This is a genomic window from Bradyrhizobium sp. LB14.3, from assembly GCF_040547985.1.
Taxonomy (GTDB): domain Bacteria; phylum Pseudomonadota; class Alphaproteobacteria; order Rhizobiales; family Xanthobacteraceae; genus Bradyrhizobium.
This window is the reverse complement of the sequence record NZ_JBEPQT010000008.1, coordinates 167,400-183,672: the sequence shown is the minus strand read 5'-3', so window position 1 is coordinate 183,672 and position 16,273 is coordinate 167,400. Positions and strand designations below refer to the sequence as shown.

The window sequence follows — 16,273 nt, the reverse complement described above, 5'->3', positions numbered from 1 at the left end:
ACCTCATGGGAAAGCTGGAAAATAACGGCTGTCGCCCCTAAGGTCCATAGCACATCGTTCTCTTCGCAGTTGCCCACCGGCGCCCGCCTGTGCCAAGACGCCCCCAATTGGAGGGGTTTTCTCATGACCGTACTCATCGCCGGTGGCGGCATCGGCGGGCTGACGCTTGCGCTCAGCCTGCACGGAATCGGCATTCCCACGAAAGTGTTCGAGAGCGTCGCCGAACTGCGGCCGCTCGGCGTCGGCATCAACGTGCTGCCGCATGCGGTGCGCGAGCTGATCGAGCTCGGCCTGATGGACAAGCTCGATGCCAGCGGCGTGCGCACCCGCGAGCTTGCCTATTTCTCCAAGCACGGCAAGCCGATCTGGAGCGAGCCGCGCGGGCTTGAGGCCGGTTATCAATGGCCGCAATTTTCGATCCATCGCGGCACGCTCCAGCAGCTCCTGCTCGACACCGCGATCGAACGCCTCGGACGCGACAACATCCTGACCAGCCATCATCTGACCGGCTGGAGCGAAACCGCTGACGGCGTGCGCGCCGATTTCATCGACAAGGCGACCGGCAAGGCCGCGGGGACTTACGACGGCACGATCCTGATCGCCGCCGACGGCATCCATTCCGCCGCGCGAGAAAAACTCTATCCCGACGAGGGCCCCCCGCTCTGGAACGGCCGCATCCTCTGGCGCGGCGTCACGCCTGCAAAAGCCTTTCTTACCGGCCGCACCATGATCATGGCCGGCCACGAGATCCTGAAATTCGTCTGCTATCCGATATCGAAGGAGCCGGATGCGGCGGGCAACCATTTGATCAACTGGGTTGCCGAGCGCCACATGCCGCCGACCTATCAATGGCGGCGCGAGGACTATAACCGCACCGCGCGGCTCGAAGAGTTTTTGCCCTGGTTCGAGAGTTGGCAGTTCGACTGGCTCGACGTGCCCGGTCTGATCAAGAACTGCCCGCATGCCTACGAATACCCGCTGGTCGACCGCGATCCAGTCTCGCAATGGACCTTCGGCCGCGTCACGCTGATGGGCGATGCCGCGCATCCGATGTACCCGATCGGCTCCAACGGCGCCTCGCAGGCGATCCTCGATGCGCGCACCATCACCCGCGAAATCCTGGCGCATGGCCCGACGCAGGCGGCGCTGCTGGCCTACGAGGCCGAGCGGAGGCCTGCGACCACCGATCTTGTCCTGCTCAATCGCAAGAACGGCCCCGAGCAGGTGATGCAGCTCGTCGAGGAGCGCGCGCCCGACGGCTACGATGTCGTCACCGACGTGCTGTCGCTGCAGGAACTGGAGAATATTGCCGCCAACTACAAGCGCGTCGCCGGATTTCAGGTGGAGGCGCTGAATGCGAAGCCACCGATCGTCAGCGCGCGTGCGAAGCGCGTGGGTGGATAAGCCCTCACAAGTGGCGAGATGCGCGTTGATGTGCCCTCGCCCCTCGTGGGAGAGAGCAGCGACGCCGGTAGACGCAGACTCACTTGGGTGAGGGGTTTATTTCCACGCGTTCGTCCCTCACGATTTGGACGCGCGGAGAGATACCTCTCATCCGGCGCTTTGCGCCACCTTCTCCCGCAAGGGAGGAAGGGGTACCGCACGCGCGGCTAGATTATTTGCCGCACCACCCTCGCCGCCTCCAGCAGCCGCTCACTCGCGGTCGCCGTCGCCAGCAGCGTGCCGTCTTCCGCCGTCAGCCGGGCCTCGACGAACGCGATCGTCTTGCCGAGCTGCGTCACCTTGGCCTCGCCGATGATCGGTCCGGGCTTTGCGGGCGCCAGGAAATTCACGGTCATGCTGATCGTCGTGGTGTAGAGCCGGCCCTCGCTCATCACCAGCACGGCGGGACCCATGGTGTCATCGAGCATGGCCGAGAGCATGCCGCCCTGGATGAAACCGGCCGGATTGCAGAACTCCGGCTTGCCGTCGAAGGCGAGCTTGATCCAGCCCTCCTCCGGGCGAGCATCGAGCAGGCGCCATCCGAGCAGCTCGGCGCAGGGCGGCCTCTTGAAGTTGTCGAGCGCGGTCTTGACCATGCGAACCCTCCGTTGCCCTGCGTGAGTAGCCCAGGGTTGCTGACAGCATGGTGTCAGCAGGATGGGTCCTAGCGACCCAATCCATGCGCAATCACCTTGCGCATGACATTGGGCAGCGCTTCGCCGGCCAAGGTCGCAATCGGAACCCAGCGCATCCCCTCGGGCGCGCGCGTGCGGGCCTCGGCCCTGGCCGTGTAGACCACCAGTTCCAGCGGAAAATGCGTGAAGACGTGGGCGACCACGCCGACCTTGCGCTGCCAGAGCGACAACCCCTTCAGCTCCGGCGCCTGCTGCTTCGCCTTGGCATCGTCCTGCCCGGCCAGCCAGTCCGAGCCCGGCACCTCGGTCATGCCGCCGAGCAGGCCCTTTTCGCGACGGCTGCGGACGAGAAGCTCGTCGCCGCGCGTGACGACGAAGGCCGCACCGCGCCGTAGCGCGCCGGTCTTCTTTGGCGCCTTGCGCGGAAACGTTTCCTGCGTTCCCAGCGCGCGCCCCGTGCAGTCCTCGTTCAAGGGGCATAACGAACAAGCCGGCTTTTTCGGCGTGCAGATCGAAGAGCCGAGGTCCATCAGCGCCTGTGCACTGTCTCCCGCGCGAGAATCGGCAAGCAGCGTCGCCGCCAGTTGCTGGATCAGCGGTTTTGCCTGCGGGAGCTCTTCTTCAACTGCAAAGAGCCGCGACACCACCCGCTCGATATTGCCGTCGACCGGCATGGTGCGGCGGTCGAAGGCGATCGCCGCGATCGCGGCCGCCGTGTAAGGCCCGATGCCCGGCAGCGCGCGCAAGCCCTCTTCGGTGCCGGGAAAGGTGCCGCCATGCTCGCGCGTCACCGCAACCGCGCAGGCATAAAGGTTTCGCGCGCGTGAGTAATAGCCGAGCCCGGCCCACATCCGCAGCACGTCGTCCTGCGAGGCCCGCCCCAGCGCCGTGACATCAGGCCAGCGCGCGACGAACTTTTCGAAATAGGGCCCGACCGCCTTCACCGTGGTCTGCTGAAGCATGATCTCGGACATCCAGACACGGTAAGGGTCGGATGCCTCCCCGGGCGCGGCGCGCCAGGGCAATCGGCGCCGGTGGCGGTCGTACCAGGCAAGGAGCGCGAGCGGACGCGACGAGGTCTCCGGCTGGACTGGTTCCGATTTCGCCTTGAGGGCAGATTTTGGGCTCATGCTTTCACTGTAACGGCGTCAGGCCGATCTCTCCACGTCATGCCTACGCTCGTCGCGGGCATCCACGTCTTTCTTCGCAGCGAGGAACCTATGGGTCACGCCCCGGAGTGCTATAAGGGCGCATGTCCAAGCTTCGTCCCATCAAACCCGGTCCCATCAGCGCAAAGCCGCTTTCGCTCCTGCTCAACGACGTCTTTGCCGAGGCCTATGCCAAGCAGGGGTTTGCCGCGCGCGAGCTGGTGACGCGGTGGGCGCAGATTGCCGGGCCGGAGATCGCGGCCCATGCCGAGCCGCTGAAGATGCAGTGGCCGCGCCCGGTCGAGGGCCAACCGCAGGAGCCGGCGACGTTGGTGCTGCGAGTTGAAGGGCCGATAGCGCTGGAGATCCAGCACTCCGCCGACGTGATCCTGGAGCGGGTCAACCGCTTCTTCGGCTGGAGCGCGGTCGGCAAGCTGGCCTTCCGCCAGGCCCCGCTCTCGCGCGCCCGGCGGCCGGCACGCCCCGCCCCGCCGGACGCCAAATCGGTGGCCAAGGTGGCGGAGAGCCTGGGTGACATCGAAGATGAACAGCTCAAGTCGGCGCTGGCCCGGCTCGGGGCCGCCATCAAGCGAAATTGAGCCTCATTCGGCTGCCAATCTGGACCCGTCCTTGTCGCTCGCCATTGCCTCAAACGAGGTTTCAAGCTAGCGACAGGCCGCCCGAACGGGAATTTCGGGCGAGACCACGCCAATCCGGGAGCCGACCTTGATCATCACCCGCCGCGCCTTCACCACGATGCTGTCGCTGACCGGGCTTGCCGCGGTCGCCGGGTTCTCGCCGCTGCGGTTCATCTCCGAAGCAATGGCGCAGGCTGCCACCGATGTGGCGAAGCCGGTGTCGTTGCCCGACATGGCGCTGGGCCCGAAGGACGCCGCCGTCACCATCACCGAATACGCCTCGATGACCTGCCCGCATTGCGCGGCCTTCAACGAGCAGGTGTTCCCCAAGATCAAGTCGGAATACATCGACACCGGCAAGGTGCGTTACATCTTCCGCGAGTTCCCGCTCGACATCAAAGCCGCCGCCGGCTCGATGCTGTCGCGCTGTATCGCCAATGGCGACGCGCCGAAATACTTCGCAGTCACCGACATGCTGTTCCGCCAGCAGAACGACTGGGTGGTGAAGAACACCACGGAGACCTTGACGCGGATCGGCAAGCAGGCCGGCCTTACCCAGCAGCAGGTCGAGGCCTGCCTGAAGGACCAGGCCCTGCTCGACAAGATCGCCGCCGACCAGAAATACGCCAGCGACGTTCTGAAGGTCGATTCGACGCCGACCTTCTTCATCAACGGTGAGAAGATCAAGGGCGAGACCACGTTCGAGGAATTCGCCAAGAAGATCAATCCGCTGCTGAAGAGCTGATTCTTCGCATACAAAGCCTGATTCGTATCTCGATGGCCGTATCTTTCCCGGCATAAATCCCTTGGGAAAAGCGGCTTTGGCCGGTTGCCCTCGCGGCACACCGCGGCCATTGTCCAGCCGCATGAGGCGCCTCGCGCGACTCGCCCGGATAGCGACATTGCCTTCCATGGTAGTGTCCCGGCAGGGGGATTCGCGCCTGCCAACAGAGATGCGTGCTTATGAAAATCACCCGCCTGCGCCTTCACGGCTTCAAGTCCTTCGTTGAGGCCACCGACTTCGTCATCGAACCCGGCCTGACCGGCGTGGTCGGCCCCAACGGCTGCGGCAAGTCGAATCTCGTCGAGGCGCTGCGTTGGGCGATGGGCGAGACCTCCTATAAGTCGCTGCGCGCTGCCGACATGGACGCGGTGATCTTCGCCGGCTCCGGCAATCGTCCGGCGCGCAACCACGCCGAAGTGACGATGACGATCGACAATGCCGATCGCACCGCGCCGGCGGCGATGAACGACAGCCAGCTTCTGGAAATCTCCCGCCGCATCGAGCGCGAGGCCGGTTCGGTCTATCGCATCAACGGCCGCGACGTGCGCGCCCGCGACGTGCAGATTCTGTTCGCCGACGCCGCCACCGGCGCGCGCTCGCCGGCCCTCGTCCACCAGGGCAAGATCGGCGAGATCATTCAGGCCAAGCCCGAGCAGCGCCGCCGCGTGCTGGAAGACGCCGCCGGCGTCGCCGGTCTGCATGCCCGCCGCCACGAGGCCGAGCTGCGGCTGAAGGCGGCCGAAACCAACCTCACCCGCGTCGAGGACGTGATCGGCCAGCTCGCAGGGCAAGTGGAAGGCCTGAAGAAGCAGGCTCGCCAGGCCGTGCGCTATCGCGAAGTTGCGGCCAAGGTCCGCAAGGCCGAGGCAACCCTGTTCCATTTGCGCTGGATCGGCGCCCACGCCGACGTCAACGAATCCGGCCATATCCACGATCTCGCGGTCCGCGAGATGGCGGAGCGTACCCAGCACCAGGCCGAGGCCGCCCGCATCCAGGCCATCCGCGCCGCCGAAATGCCGGCGCTGCGCGATGCCGAAGCGCGCGCGGCAGCCGGGCTGCAGCGCCTGACCAACGCCCGCGAGCTGCTCGACCGCGAGGAAGAGCGCGCCAAGGAGCGCGTCGCCGAGCTCGAGCGCCGTCTCGCGCAGTTCGAAGGCGACATCTCGCGCGCCCAGCAGCAGACCATGGACGCCGACGTGGCGCTGCAGCGCCTCGACGCCGAAGATTCCGAGCTCAAGGAAGAGATCAAGTCGCGCGTCGAGAAGCGCTCAGGCGTCGACGAGCGCGTCGGCGAAGCCGAGGCGGTGCTGACCGAAACCGAGCACCAGTTCGCCGAGCTCACCACCGCGCTCGCCGACCTCACCGCCAAGCGCCATCAGCTCGAAGCCAACGTTCGCACCCACCGCGACAAGCTCGCCCGGCTCGATCAGGAGATTTCGAACGTCGCGGCGGAAGAGCAGAAGCTCACTGCGGAGACCGGCGGCTTCGGCAATCTCGACGAGTTGACCGCAACGGTCGAGAACGCCGAGCAGACGCTTGCGGCCTCGGAAGCCGCCGCTCAGGACAGCGAAGCCGCCCACGTCGCCGCGCGGCAGACGCTGGAATCCTCGCGCTCGCCGCTCGTCGAAGCCGACAAGCGCGTGCAGCGGCTCGATACCGAAGCGCGCACGATCTCCAAGATCCTCAACGGCGAGACCAAAAATCTGTGGCCGCCGATCATCGACGGCATCACCGTCGACAAGGGTTTTGAAAAGGCGATCGGCGCAGCCCTCGGCGACGATCTCGACGCCCCGGTCGATCCGTCCGCGCCGATGCGCTGGACCAATGCCGGTGTTACCGACGGCGATCCGGAGTTGCCCGAGGGCGTTGTGCCGCTCGCCAGCCACGTGCAGGCACCGGCCGAGCTGGCCCGCCGCCTGGCGCAGATCGGCGTGGTTCCGCGCGAACGCGGCGCCGAGCTGGTCTCGCAGCTCAAGACCGGCCAGCGGCTGGTCTCGCCCGAAGGCGACGTCTGGCGCTGGGACGGTTTTGTTGCCGCGGCCCACGCGCCGACCGGCGCCGCGCGGCGCCTTGCCGAGCGCGCCCGCCTCGTCGACATCGAGAACGATCTGGAGCAGGCCCGCATCGACGCGCAGATCAAGCGTCAGGCGCTGGAAGACGCCGAGGCCGAGCTGCAGATGGCCGCCAGCACCGAAGGCGCAAGCCGCGAAGCCTGGCGCGCCGCGCAGCGCGAGCTCAACGTCGCGCGCGAGCGCCACGCCACCACCGAGCGCGAGATCAATCGCCACGCCGCGCGCAAGGCGACGTTGTCGGAAGCGCACAGCCGTCTCGCCGCCGACCGCGCCGAGGCCGAAGCCGCCTACGAATACGCCGAAGCCGGAATCTCCAAGCTGCCGTCGAGCGAGGACACCGAAACCCGTCTCGCCGCCGTCCGCAGCGACATCGAAGGCCATCGCCGCATGGCCGCCCAGGTCCGTGCCGAGGCGCAGGCGCTGGCGCGCGAGGCCGAGCTTGCCGACCGCCGCGTGCAGGCGATCCTCGCCGAACGCACCGAGTGGCAGAACCGCAAGGAGAGCGCGGCCTCCCACATCGACACCATCCAGGCCCGTATCTCCGAAGTCACCATCGAGCGTAGCGACCTCGAGAACGCACCGGCCGTGTTCGCGGAGAAGCGCAGCGCGCTGATCACCGAGATCGAATATGCCGAAAACGACCGCCGCATGGCCGCCGACGCGCTCGCCAGCGCGGAAACCGCGATGGCCGAAACCGATCGCGCCGCGAAGCTGACGCTCGAAGCGCTGTCCAGCTCCCGCGAGGCCACGGCCCGCGCCGAGGAGCGCATGGAAGGCGCGCGGCGCCGGCTCGAGGACATCGAGCGCGAAATCCGCGACATGCTGGAAGTCGAGCCGCAGGCCGTAGCCGGCCTTGCCGAGATCGAACCCGGCGCGGAGCTGCCGCCGCTGCACGACATCGAGGAAGACCTCGAAAAAATGCGCCGCGATCGCGAGCGCCTGGGCGCGGTCAACCTGCGCGCCGAGGAAGAGCTGCGCGAGGTCGAGACCCAGCACAACGGTCTGGTCACCGAGCGCGACGACCTCGTCGAAGCCATCAAGCGGCTGCGCCAGGGCATCCAGAGCCTCAACAAGGAGGCGCGCGAGCGGCTCCTGACCTCGTTCGAGGTCGTCAACAGCCACTTCAAGCGCCTGTTCGTCGAGCTGTTCGGTGGCGGCGAGGCCGCGCTGCATCTGATCGAGAGCGACGACCCGCTGGAAGCCGGCCTCGAAATCATCGCCAAGCCGCCGGGCAAGAAGCCGCAGACGCTGTCGCTGCTCTCGGGCGGTGAGCAGGCGCTGACCGCGATGGCGCTGATCTTCGCGGTGTTCCTCACCAACCCCTCGCCGATCTGCGTGCTGGACGAAGTCGACGCGCCGCTCGACGACCACAACGTCGAGCGCTATTGCAACCTGTTGCACGAGATGACCAGCTCGACCGACACGCGCTTCATCATCATCACCCACAACCCGATCACGATGGCGCGGATGAACCGCCTGTTCGGCGTCACCATGGCCGAGCGCGGCGTCTCGCAACTGGTGTCTGTGAATCTGCAAGAGGCAGTGGACATTCTCGACCAGAACGTTGCGTGAGGCTACGACGAGCCACACCCATTGACGTCATCATCCGCCTTGTGCGCAATTGCGCACTCGGGCAGATGATGGCCACGAATGATGATCTCACCCAACCTCCCGGCGGAACTGAAAGCGGCCCTCGACGGCAAGCTCCAGGGCTTTTCGCGCACCGATGCGGCGCGACGATCGTCGCAAATCTCGACCACCTATCGCGCAGGCGGCGGCTCCGGCACCATCAAGTCGGATGCCGATGCGCTCGCCTACGCGCTCGCGCGCATGCCCGCGACCTACGCGGCTGTGGCGGCAAGTCTGAATGCGCTGACCGAGATCGCACCGGACCTCGCTCCGGAAACGTTGCTCGACGTCGGCGCAGGCCCGGGCACCGCGAGCTGGGCCGCCGCAGAGGCGTTCTCCTCGCTGCAAGATTTCACCCTGCTCGACGCCAACGGCGCGCTGAGCAGGCTGGCGCTTGAACTGGCGCGTGATAGCTCGCGACTTGCGCAGTGCCGCTATCTGCCGGGCGATGCCGGCGCGAACCTCGCCGAGGTCTCGCAAGCCGATCTCGTGGTTGCGAGCTACGTCATCGGCGAGCTCCGTGACGGCGATCAACACAAGCTCGCGGAAACGATGTGGGCGAAAGCGCGCCACGCATTGGTCGTGATCGAACCCGGCACGCCCGCCGGCTACGCGCGCATCCTCGCTTTGCGCCAGCAACTGATCACGGCGGGCGCCTATGTCGCCGCGCCCTGCCCCCACGAAAAGCCCTGTCCGCTCATGGCGCCGGACTGGTGCCATTTCTCCCAGCGCCTGCCGCGCTCCCAGGCGCACCGCCAGATCAAGGGCGCCGACGTGCCGTTCGAGGACGAACGCTTCATCTACGTGGCGCTGACCCGTACGCCGCCCGCTGCACGCGCCGCGCGCGTGCTGGCGCCGCCGGATGTCGGCAAGGCCGAGATCACGGCCAAGCTTTGCACCGAGCAGAGTGTTGAACTTGCCAGGATCCCCCGCCGCGACAAGGCCGCCTATGCAAGCGCCCGGCGCTGGCGCTGGGGTGACGCCGTCATGTCCGAAAGTTAACCTCGTCCGGCGCTTTTGGCTTGAACTCGGATGGTTCCAGATCCGACCAAGTCTTACCTTCTCTTCGCGGCGGGCTCTCGCCGGGCGCTAATTTGGTCTAGGCTGCGCCAGCCTTAATTCCCTTCAGGAGTTCTCCATGTCGACCGGCTGGATCGTTCTCGGCGTCATCGTCGTCCTCGTGCTGTTCGCCTTCAGCGCCTACAACCGTCTGGTGGCGCTGGGCCAGCGCGTCGGCCAGGCCTTTGCCGACATCGACGTGCAGCTCAAGCAGCGCCACGATCTGATCCCGAACCTGGTCGAGACGGTGAAGGGCTATGCATCGCATGAGCGCGGCACGCTCGACGACGTCGTCAAGGCGCGCAATTCGGCGATGTCGGCGCAGGGACCGGCGCAGGTGTCCGCAGCCGAGAACCAGCTCTCCGGCGCGCTCGGCCGGCTGATCGCGCTGTCGGAGGCCTATCCCGACCTCAAGGCCAACGCCAATTTCCAGCAGCTCGCCAGCGAGCTCTCCGACCTCGAGAACAAGATCGCGGCCAGCCGGCGCTTCTTCAACAGCGCGGTCCAGGAATACAACACCGGCATCCAGCAGATGCCCGCCGCCTTGTTCGCCGGCATGTTCGGCTTCACCAAAAAGGACTTCTTCGATCTCGGCGCCAGCCGCACCGAGGTCGAGGCCACGCCGCAGGTGAAGTTCTGAGTTGAGCCGATAGGCCGGCAGGGCATTGCGTCATGGCCGCGTATGGTCTCTACACGCACATCGCCTCGAACAAGCTTCGTTCGATGCTGCTGCTCGCCGGCCTGTTCGCGCTGGTTTATGTGCTGGTCTATGCCGGCGCGCTGATCGCCGAAGTCGTCATCAACGGCAATGAGACCGTCGTCTATTATCTGAGCCGCGCCTTCTATGACCTGAAAGTCGCCGCGCCGGTTGCAACCGTCGTGGCAGCGGCCTGGATCGTGATCGCCTATTTCTTCCACCAGTCGATGATCGATGCCGTGACCGGCGGCCACGACGTCACCCGGCAGGAACAGCCGCGGCTCTATAATCTGCTCGAAAACCTCTGCATCTCGCGCGGCATCACGATGCCGAAGCTGAAGATCATGGAGAGCCCGGCGCTGAACGCGTTCGCGACCGGCCTCAACCCGCGGCAATATTCGATCACCGTCACCACCGGTCTCCTCAACGCACTGAACGACAAGGAGATCGAGGCGGTGCTGGGCCACGAGCTGACCCACATCAAGAACGGCGACGTGCAGCTCATGGTGGTCGCCGTCATCATCGCGGGTGTAGTCGGCTTCTTCGGCGAATTGTTCTTCCGCCTGTTCACGAATTTCGGCTGGAGCTCCGGCGGCGGCTCGTGGTCGTCAGGCTCCTCCTCGTCATCGCGATCGTCCTCGTCGTCGAGCGACAGCAAGAGCTCCGGCGGCGGCGCGGTGGTCGTCATCATCATCGCGGTGGTGCTGATCGTGGTGGCATGGCTGTTGTCGCAAGTGGTGAAGCTCGCGCTGTCGCGCTCGCGCGAATATCTCGCCGATGCGGGCTCGGTCGAGCTGACGAAAAACCCGGACGCCATGATCTCGGCGCTGCGCAAGATCGAAAACCGCGGCGAGCTGCCGGGCGCAACCTCGGCGGTGATGGAGCTCTGCGTCGACAATCCGCGCGAGGGCTTTGCAGACCTGTTTGCCACTCACCCATCGGTGCAGTCCCGGGTCGACGCGCTGGTCAAGTTCGCCGGCGGCCACGATCCCGGCCCGCTGCCGCCACCCGGCTATGAGGAGGAAGAACCGGAAGCACAAGCCGGCCAGCAAGGCACGCCGCCGCCGCTGCGCCAGGGTCCTTGGAACGATGCAGGCGGCTCGGCCAGTCCACCGCCCGTGCCCGCATCCAGCCCTCCCGGAACCGCAAGCGGCAATCCCTTGGGCAATCCAATGGGTCCTTGGGGCCGCCGTTAAACGCGTGATTTGACGCGACGCGCGGAAGGTTTGGTCGCGATTGGGAAAAACCTCGGGAATTGCCGTAACTGCATGTCGAGGAATTGAATTCTCCCTTGTTTCTGCCATGTTCGCGCCCAACAGCAGACTTGGGACATCCTCGGGACATCCTTGGAACATCGATTTGGGGCCCGGCCGATTGCGATCTCGCGATCGGGGGCGCGTTAGGGGACAGCAATGGCAAAGCCGGCAGTGGTTGTGGTGGGCGCGGACAAGGGCGGGGTCGGCAAGACCACGGTATCGCGCACCCTGCTCGATTATTTTTCCGCCAACAACGTGCCGACGCGCGCCTTCGATACCGAATCACCGCGCGGAACCCTGAAGCGCTTCCACCCTGATATCACCGAGATCGTCGACATGACGACGACGTCCGATCAGATGAAGATCTTCGATACGCTCAACGCGACGAGCCCGTCGGTGACCGTGATCGACGTCCGCGCCGGCCTGCTCTCGCCGGCGCTGGCCTCGCTGCGCGACATCGGTTTCCTCGACGCCGCCAAGGCCGGCCAGATCACCTTCGCAGTGTTCCACATCCTCGGACCCTCGATCGCCTCACTGGATGAGATCGCCGAGACCGCCGGCTTCATGACCGGGGCAAAGTATTTCCTGGTGAAGAACTTCATCAACGACACGCAGTTCTTCCAATGGGACCAGGCGACCTACAATTCTTACTTCCACCGCATCAAGGATGCGACCGAGCTGACCATCCCAAAACTCAACGAAATGGCCTATGAGCAGGTCGAGGTGTCCTCGGTCCCGTTCCTCAAATTCGTCGCCAACAAGGGCATCAACGACGAGGCCGCGAACTATTCGTTCGTGCTCCGCGGCTATGTCCGGCATTGGCTGGCGAACGTCTGGAGCGAATTCGACCGGATCCGACTGACCGACATCGTCGGCTCCAAGCCCGCCGCCCGCAACAGCGAAAAATAGTTGCGGACCCCGGGCGGATACGGCTGGATTGGGCGGTGAGTTCGCTCAGATAATAGTTCGTGATGCCAGCAACGCCCCTCTACATCATCTGCTCGCCCCGCCCGCAGGTCGGCAAGACCTTGCTGGCGCGGCTTTTGAGCGAATTTTTGCTGCTCAAGAACGGCAACGTCGCGGCCTTCGACGTCAACCTGAAGGAGCCGTCGCTGCTCGACTATCTGCCAAAGATCACGGAGACCGCCGACGTGATCGACACCTATGGCAAGATGCAGCTGATGGATCGCGTCATCGTCGATGACGGGCTTGCCAAGGTGATCGACCTCGGCTTCCACGCCTTTGACGAGTTCTTCAAGATGGCCGACGAGATCGGCCTGTTGAAAGAGGCCGCGCGCCGCCACGTCGCGCCGATCATCCTGTTCGTCGCCGACACCGACCGCGCCTCGGCCCGCGCCTACGAAATGCTGCGCGAACAGATCCCGCGGATGAACCTGATCACGGTCGATAATGAGCACATCGTGCGCGGCGAGCTGCCGGCAGCGATGGCTGCCGGTCGGGTGTTCCGCCTGCCCGCGCTGCCCGGCTTCCTGAAGACCTATGTCGGCCGGCTGAACTTCTCCTTCACCGGGTATCTGCGCCAGGAGAAGGATGCCTCGACCGAGCTGCACCAGTGGACCCGGCGCAATTACCTCGCCTTCCGCGAGCTCGAGCTCAGCCTGATCCTGCAGCGGTCTTGAATATTTTACCCGGATAATATTGACTTGCGGCGGACCCGCCGCTACTGAGTTTGCGCACCCGCGTTCCTCAGCAAGGCCCCTCACACCGTGACCATCGACCGGAAAGCCGCCATCGCCGCTTACAGGGAGCGGAAGACCGTCGCAGGCATCTACGTCGTCCGCTGCGCGGCGTCGGGCGAGACATGGGTCGGACAGGCCCCGAACCTCGAGACAATCCAGAACCGCATCTGGTTCTCGTTGCGCCACGGCAGCCATCCCTGCCGCAGCCTCCAGGCGGCGTGGACCACGCATGGCGAGCCCGGCCTGACATTTGGCGAATGCGAGCGTCTGGAGGACGAGGCGAGCGCCTATGTCAGGAATGCGCTGCTCAAAGAGCGCATGCTGCACTGGCTGTCGGAGCTAAAGGCCGAGGCAATCTGAACGTCGCCAGCGGCGCCGTTGCCGTTCAGTGTCCCTCGAACGTCATCAGCGTGCGCACGGGCACGTCCATCGCGCGCAGCTTGGCGGCACCGCCGAGCTCGGGCAGGTCGATGATAAAGCAGGCGGCCACCACATTGGCGCCGATCTGCCGCAGCAGCTTCACCGCGCCTTCCGCGGTGCCGCCCGTGGCAATGAGATCGTCGACCAGGATGACGCGTTCGCCGGGCTGGATGGCGTCGACATGCATCTCCATCTCGTCGATGCCGTATTCGAGGGAGTAAGCGATGCGCACGGTAGTGTGCGGCAGCTTGCCTTTCTTGCGGATCGGCACGAACCCGGCGGACACCTGATGCGCCACCGCGCCGCCGATGATGAAGCCGCGCGCCTCCATGCCGGCGACCTTGTCGATCTTGTTGCCGGCCCAGGGATTGACGAGTTCGTCAACCGCACGGCGGAACGCGCGCGCATCCGCGAGCAGCGTGGTGATGTCGCGGAACATGATCCCCGGCTTTGGGTAGTCCGGGATGGTGCGAACGCTCGCCTTCAGATCGTGGTCGAAATTCATTGGTGCCTCTCAATCAACGCGCGCTTCGAGCCGGAACGCATTCTCGACAATTCGTAATCCCACCTCCCCGCTGAGCGACATCAGCGATTCCGGATGGAATTGCACGCCGGCGACCGGCAGGGTCTTGTGCTCCAGCGCCATGGCCACGCCGTCCTCGGTGCTGGCGGTGACATCGAGAACTTCGGGCATGCTGTCGCGCTCGACATAAAGCGAGTGATAGCGGCCGATAACGATCTCGTTCGGCAGGTTGCGCATCAACCTCCCGCCGCGGACCTGCACCCGCGAGGGCCGGCCGTGGGCGGGATGCGTGAGCTGCCCGAGTTCGCCGCCGAAATACTCGCCGATCGCCTGGACGCCGAGGCAGACGCCGAACACCGGCAGCTTGTTGTCCAGCGCCGCGTCGATGGTCTTCTTGATCCCGAAATCCTCAGGCCTGCCGGGGCCGGGCGACAGCACCAGCAAATCCCACCGCTTCTGCTTGAGCATGTCGAGCGCATGCACATGGCGGACCACGGTGACGTCAGCCCCGACCTGGCGGAAATAGTCGGCCAGCATATGGACGAAGCTGTCGTCGTGGTCGATCAGCAGCACCCGCTTGCCCGAACCGGTGGCATCGGGCGCAAAGGCCGACAGCGGCTTCGGCGGATCGCCGCGCAGCGCCTGGAACAAGGCGGCAGCCTTGACCTGGCATTCGCGATCTTCGGCGGCGGGATCGGAGTCGAACAAACAGGTCGCCCCGACACGCACCTCCGCGAGGCCTTCCTTCATCCGGATGGTACGGATGGTGAGGCCGGTGTTGATACTGCCGTCGAAATTCACCGCACCGATGGCGCCGGCATACCAGCGCCGTGGCGAGCGCTCGTGATCCTCGACGAACTGCATCGCCCAGAGCTTTGGTGCGCCGGTGACGGTGACGGCCCAGGCATGGGTGAGGAACGCATCGAGCGCATCGAAGCCGGGGCGCAGCATGCCCTCAACATGGTCGACGGTGTGAAACAGCTTCGAGTAGGTCTCGATCTGCCGGCGCGCCAGCACCTTGATCGTGCCGGGGACGCAGACGCGCGCCTTGTCGTTGCGATCGACGTCGGTGCACATGTTGAGCTCGAACTCGTCCTTCTCCGAGTTCAGGAGCTGGCGGATCTGCTCGGCGTCGCCGATCGCGTCGGTGCCGCGCGCGATCGTGCCCGAGATCGGGCAGGTCTCGACCCTGCGTCCGTCCGAGCGCACGAACATTTCGGGCGAGGCAGAAACGAGAAACTCGCCCTCGCCAAGATTCATCAGCGCGCCATAGGGCGACGGGTTGATGACGCAGAGCCGCTGGAACACTTCGGCCGGCGAGCGGTCGCAGGGCTCGGCGAACAGCTGGCCAGGTACGGCTTCGAAGAGATCGCCGCGCGCGAAGGCCGCGCGCGCGGTTTCCACCGTGGCCTGATATTCGCCGGGCGCGTGATCGGCAAAACCCTGGCGCGGCGTCTTGAGGTACGGGCTCTCGGCGGTCTCGTGCGGCAGGCCCGCGGTGGACTTGCCCTTCCACGCGAAATCGTAAGTGAGCACCACGCCGCGGCCGGTGGCGCGGTCATAGGCCAGCAGGCGGTCCGGGACGTAGAGCACGATGTCGCGCTGATCGCTCTCGCGCGCGCGCTTCTGCACGAGATCCTCGATCTGGAAGACGAGGTCGTAGGCGAAGGCGCCGAACAGGCCGAGCAACCCGTCGTCATTGGCCGAGAAGGCGGCGACGAGATCGCGCACCAGCGACATCACGCTGGCACGCCGCGTGCGCTGGTCTTCGTCGATCGGGGCTTCGCCGCGGACGATATGACCGGCAAGGCGCGTGGACGTCTTCTCGGAGATCACGACGCAGGGCTCGCGCAAGACGTCGGCGACGAAGGCGATCAGCACCTGCCCGCGCTCGTTCAATGCTTCCAGATTGAAATTGAAACCTGTTGTCTCGAGCTTGAGCGGCGGATCGGAGAAGCCGAGGTCGAAACTCTCGTAGCGGCCGGGCACGGTCGTGCCCGAGGACAGCACCACGCCGCGGCGACGGTCGAGCAGGTTGACGAGATCGTCGAGCCGGTTGGCGCCGCCGGTGAACTGCTCGGCCACGCGCGTGATCGCAAGCCCCGCGTGGGTCACATAGTCGTTTCGAGCCGGGAGGGCAAAGACGGTCCTGTTCATGTCGTCCTCTTACGAAACTTGCCGAGGGAACGCCACACAGGACAAACGATCAGGCCGCCGCACTGCGTGGGCGACCTCAGACGATTTTGGGAGAATAAATCGCACCGGCCAC

Annotated in this window: 14 protein-coding genes; 10 read left to right on the top strand and 4 right to left on the bottom strand. The window is 65.5% G+C overall.

Features of this window, described 5'->3' with window-relative positions:
- The first annotated feature begins 123 nt into the window (after positions 1 to 123).
- Positions 124 to 1,404 (top strand): flavin-dependent oxidoreductase, encoded by a 1,281-nt coding sequence (locus tag ABIB00_RS17975; RefSeq protein ID WP_354105267.1) that lies wholly within the window; start codon positions 124 to 126, stop codon positions 1,402 to 1,404.
- Between the two features lie 206 nt (positions 1,405 to 1,610).
- Here the strand turns inward: ABIB00_RS17975 and ABIB00_RS17970 are convergent, their stop codons facing one another.
- Together ABIB00_RS17970 and mutY are read right to left on the bottom strand one after the other, a co-directional pair.
- A complete protein-coding gene (locus ABIB00_RS17970) occupies positions 1,611 to 2,039 on the bottom strand; it encodes a PaaI family thioesterase (protein WP_247440808.1) in 429 nt (142 codons plus the stop codon).
- A 68-nt stretch (positions 2,040 to 2,107) separates the two neighbouring features.
- On the bottom strand, positions 2,108 to 3,208 hold the full coding sequence (mutY, locus tag ABIB00_RS17965; RefSeq protein ID WP_354105266.1) for an A/G-specific adenine glycosylase: 1,101 nt from the start codon (positions 3,206 to 3,208) through the stop codon (positions 2,108 to 2,110).
- A 122-nt stretch (positions 3,209 to 3,330) separates the two neighbouring features.
- Here mutY and ABIB00_RS17960 point away from each other — a divergent pair, with 122 nt between their 5' ends.
- From ABIB00_RS17960 to ABIB00_RS17920, 9 genes are all read left to right on the top strand, one after another.
- Positions 3,331 to 3,825 carry a DUF721 domain-containing protein gene (locus ABIB00_RS17960; protein ID WP_354105265.1) on the top strand — a complete coding sequence of 165 codons (495 nt, stop codon included), beginning with the start codon at positions 3,331 to 3,333 and terminating at the stop codon, positions 3,823 to 3,825.
- A gap of 127 nt (positions 3,826 to 3,952) precedes the next feature.
- On the top strand, positions 3,953 to 4,609 hold the full coding sequence (locus ABIB00_RS17955; protein WP_247340362.1) for a DsbA family protein: 657 nt from the start codon (positions 3,953 to 3,955) through the stop codon (positions 4,607 to 4,609).
- A gap of 218 nt (positions 4,610 to 4,827) precedes the next feature.
- Positions 4,828 to 8,292, top strand: a complete 3,465-nt coding sequence (smc, locus tag ABIB00_RS17950) for a chromosome segregation protein SMC (protein ID WP_354105264.1) — start codon at positions 4,828 to 4,830, stop codon at positions 8,290 to 8,292.
- 78 nt (positions 8,293 to 8,370) lie between these two features.
- The gene (locus ABIB00_RS17945; RefSeq protein WP_247340366.1) at positions 8,371 to 9,351 is read left to right on the top strand and encodes a small ribosomal subunit Rsm22 family protein; all 981 of its coding nucleotides are present in this window, start codon (positions 8,371 to 8,373) and stop codon (positions 9,349 to 9,351) included.
- 136 nt (positions 9,352 to 9,487) lie between these two features.
- Entirely contained in the window at positions 9,488 to 10,048 is a 561-nt protein-coding gene (locus ABIB00_RS17940) for a LemA family protein (RefSeq protein ID WP_247340369.1), read from the top strand.
- Positions 10,049 to 10,080: 32 nt separating this feature from the next.
- Positions 10,081 to 11,301, top strand: a complete 1,221-nt coding sequence (locus ABIB00_RS17935; protein ID WP_354105263.1) for a M48 family metallopeptidase — start codon at positions 10,081 to 10,083, stop codon at positions 11,299 to 11,301.
- Between the two features lie 216 nt (positions 11,302 to 11,517).
- Positions 11,518 to 12,270, top strand: coding sequence for a P-loop NTPase family protein (locus ABIB00_RS17930; protein WP_247340374.1), 753 nt, complete (start codon positions 11,518 to 11,520; stop codon positions 12,268 to 12,270).
- A gap of 62 nt (positions 12,271 to 12,332) precedes the next feature.
- Positions 12,333 to 13,001, top strand: a complete 669-nt coding sequence (locus ABIB00_RS17925) for a hypothetical protein (RefSeq protein ID WP_247440802.1) — start codon at positions 12,333 to 12,335, stop codon at positions 12,999 to 13,001.
- Positions 13,002 to 13,088: 87 nt separating this feature from the next.
- Positions 13,089 to 13,421 carry a GIY-YIG nuclease family protein gene (locus tag ABIB00_RS17920; RefSeq protein ID WP_247340379.1) on the top strand — a complete coding sequence of 111 codons (333 nt, stop codon included), beginning with the start codon at positions 13,089 to 13,091 and terminating at the stop codon, positions 13,419 to 13,421.
- A 25-nt stretch (positions 13,422 to 13,446) separates the two neighbouring features.
- Here the strand turns inward: ABIB00_RS17920 and ABIB00_RS17915 are convergent, their stop codons facing one another.
- A complete protein-coding gene (locus ABIB00_RS17915) occupies positions 13,447 to 13,986 on the bottom strand; it encodes an adenine phosphoribosyltransferase (RefSeq protein WP_045005226.1) in 540 nt (179 codons plus the stop codon).
- A 9-nt stretch (positions 13,987 to 13,995) separates the two neighbouring features.
- Complete coding sequence (locus tag ABIB00_RS17910; RefSeq protein WP_354105262.1) at positions 13,996 to 16,161, bottom strand: anthranilate synthase component I; 2,166 nt, start codon at positions 16,159 to 16,161, stop codon at positions 13,996 to 13,998.
- Positions 16,162 to 16,273 lie beyond the last annotated feature (112 nt).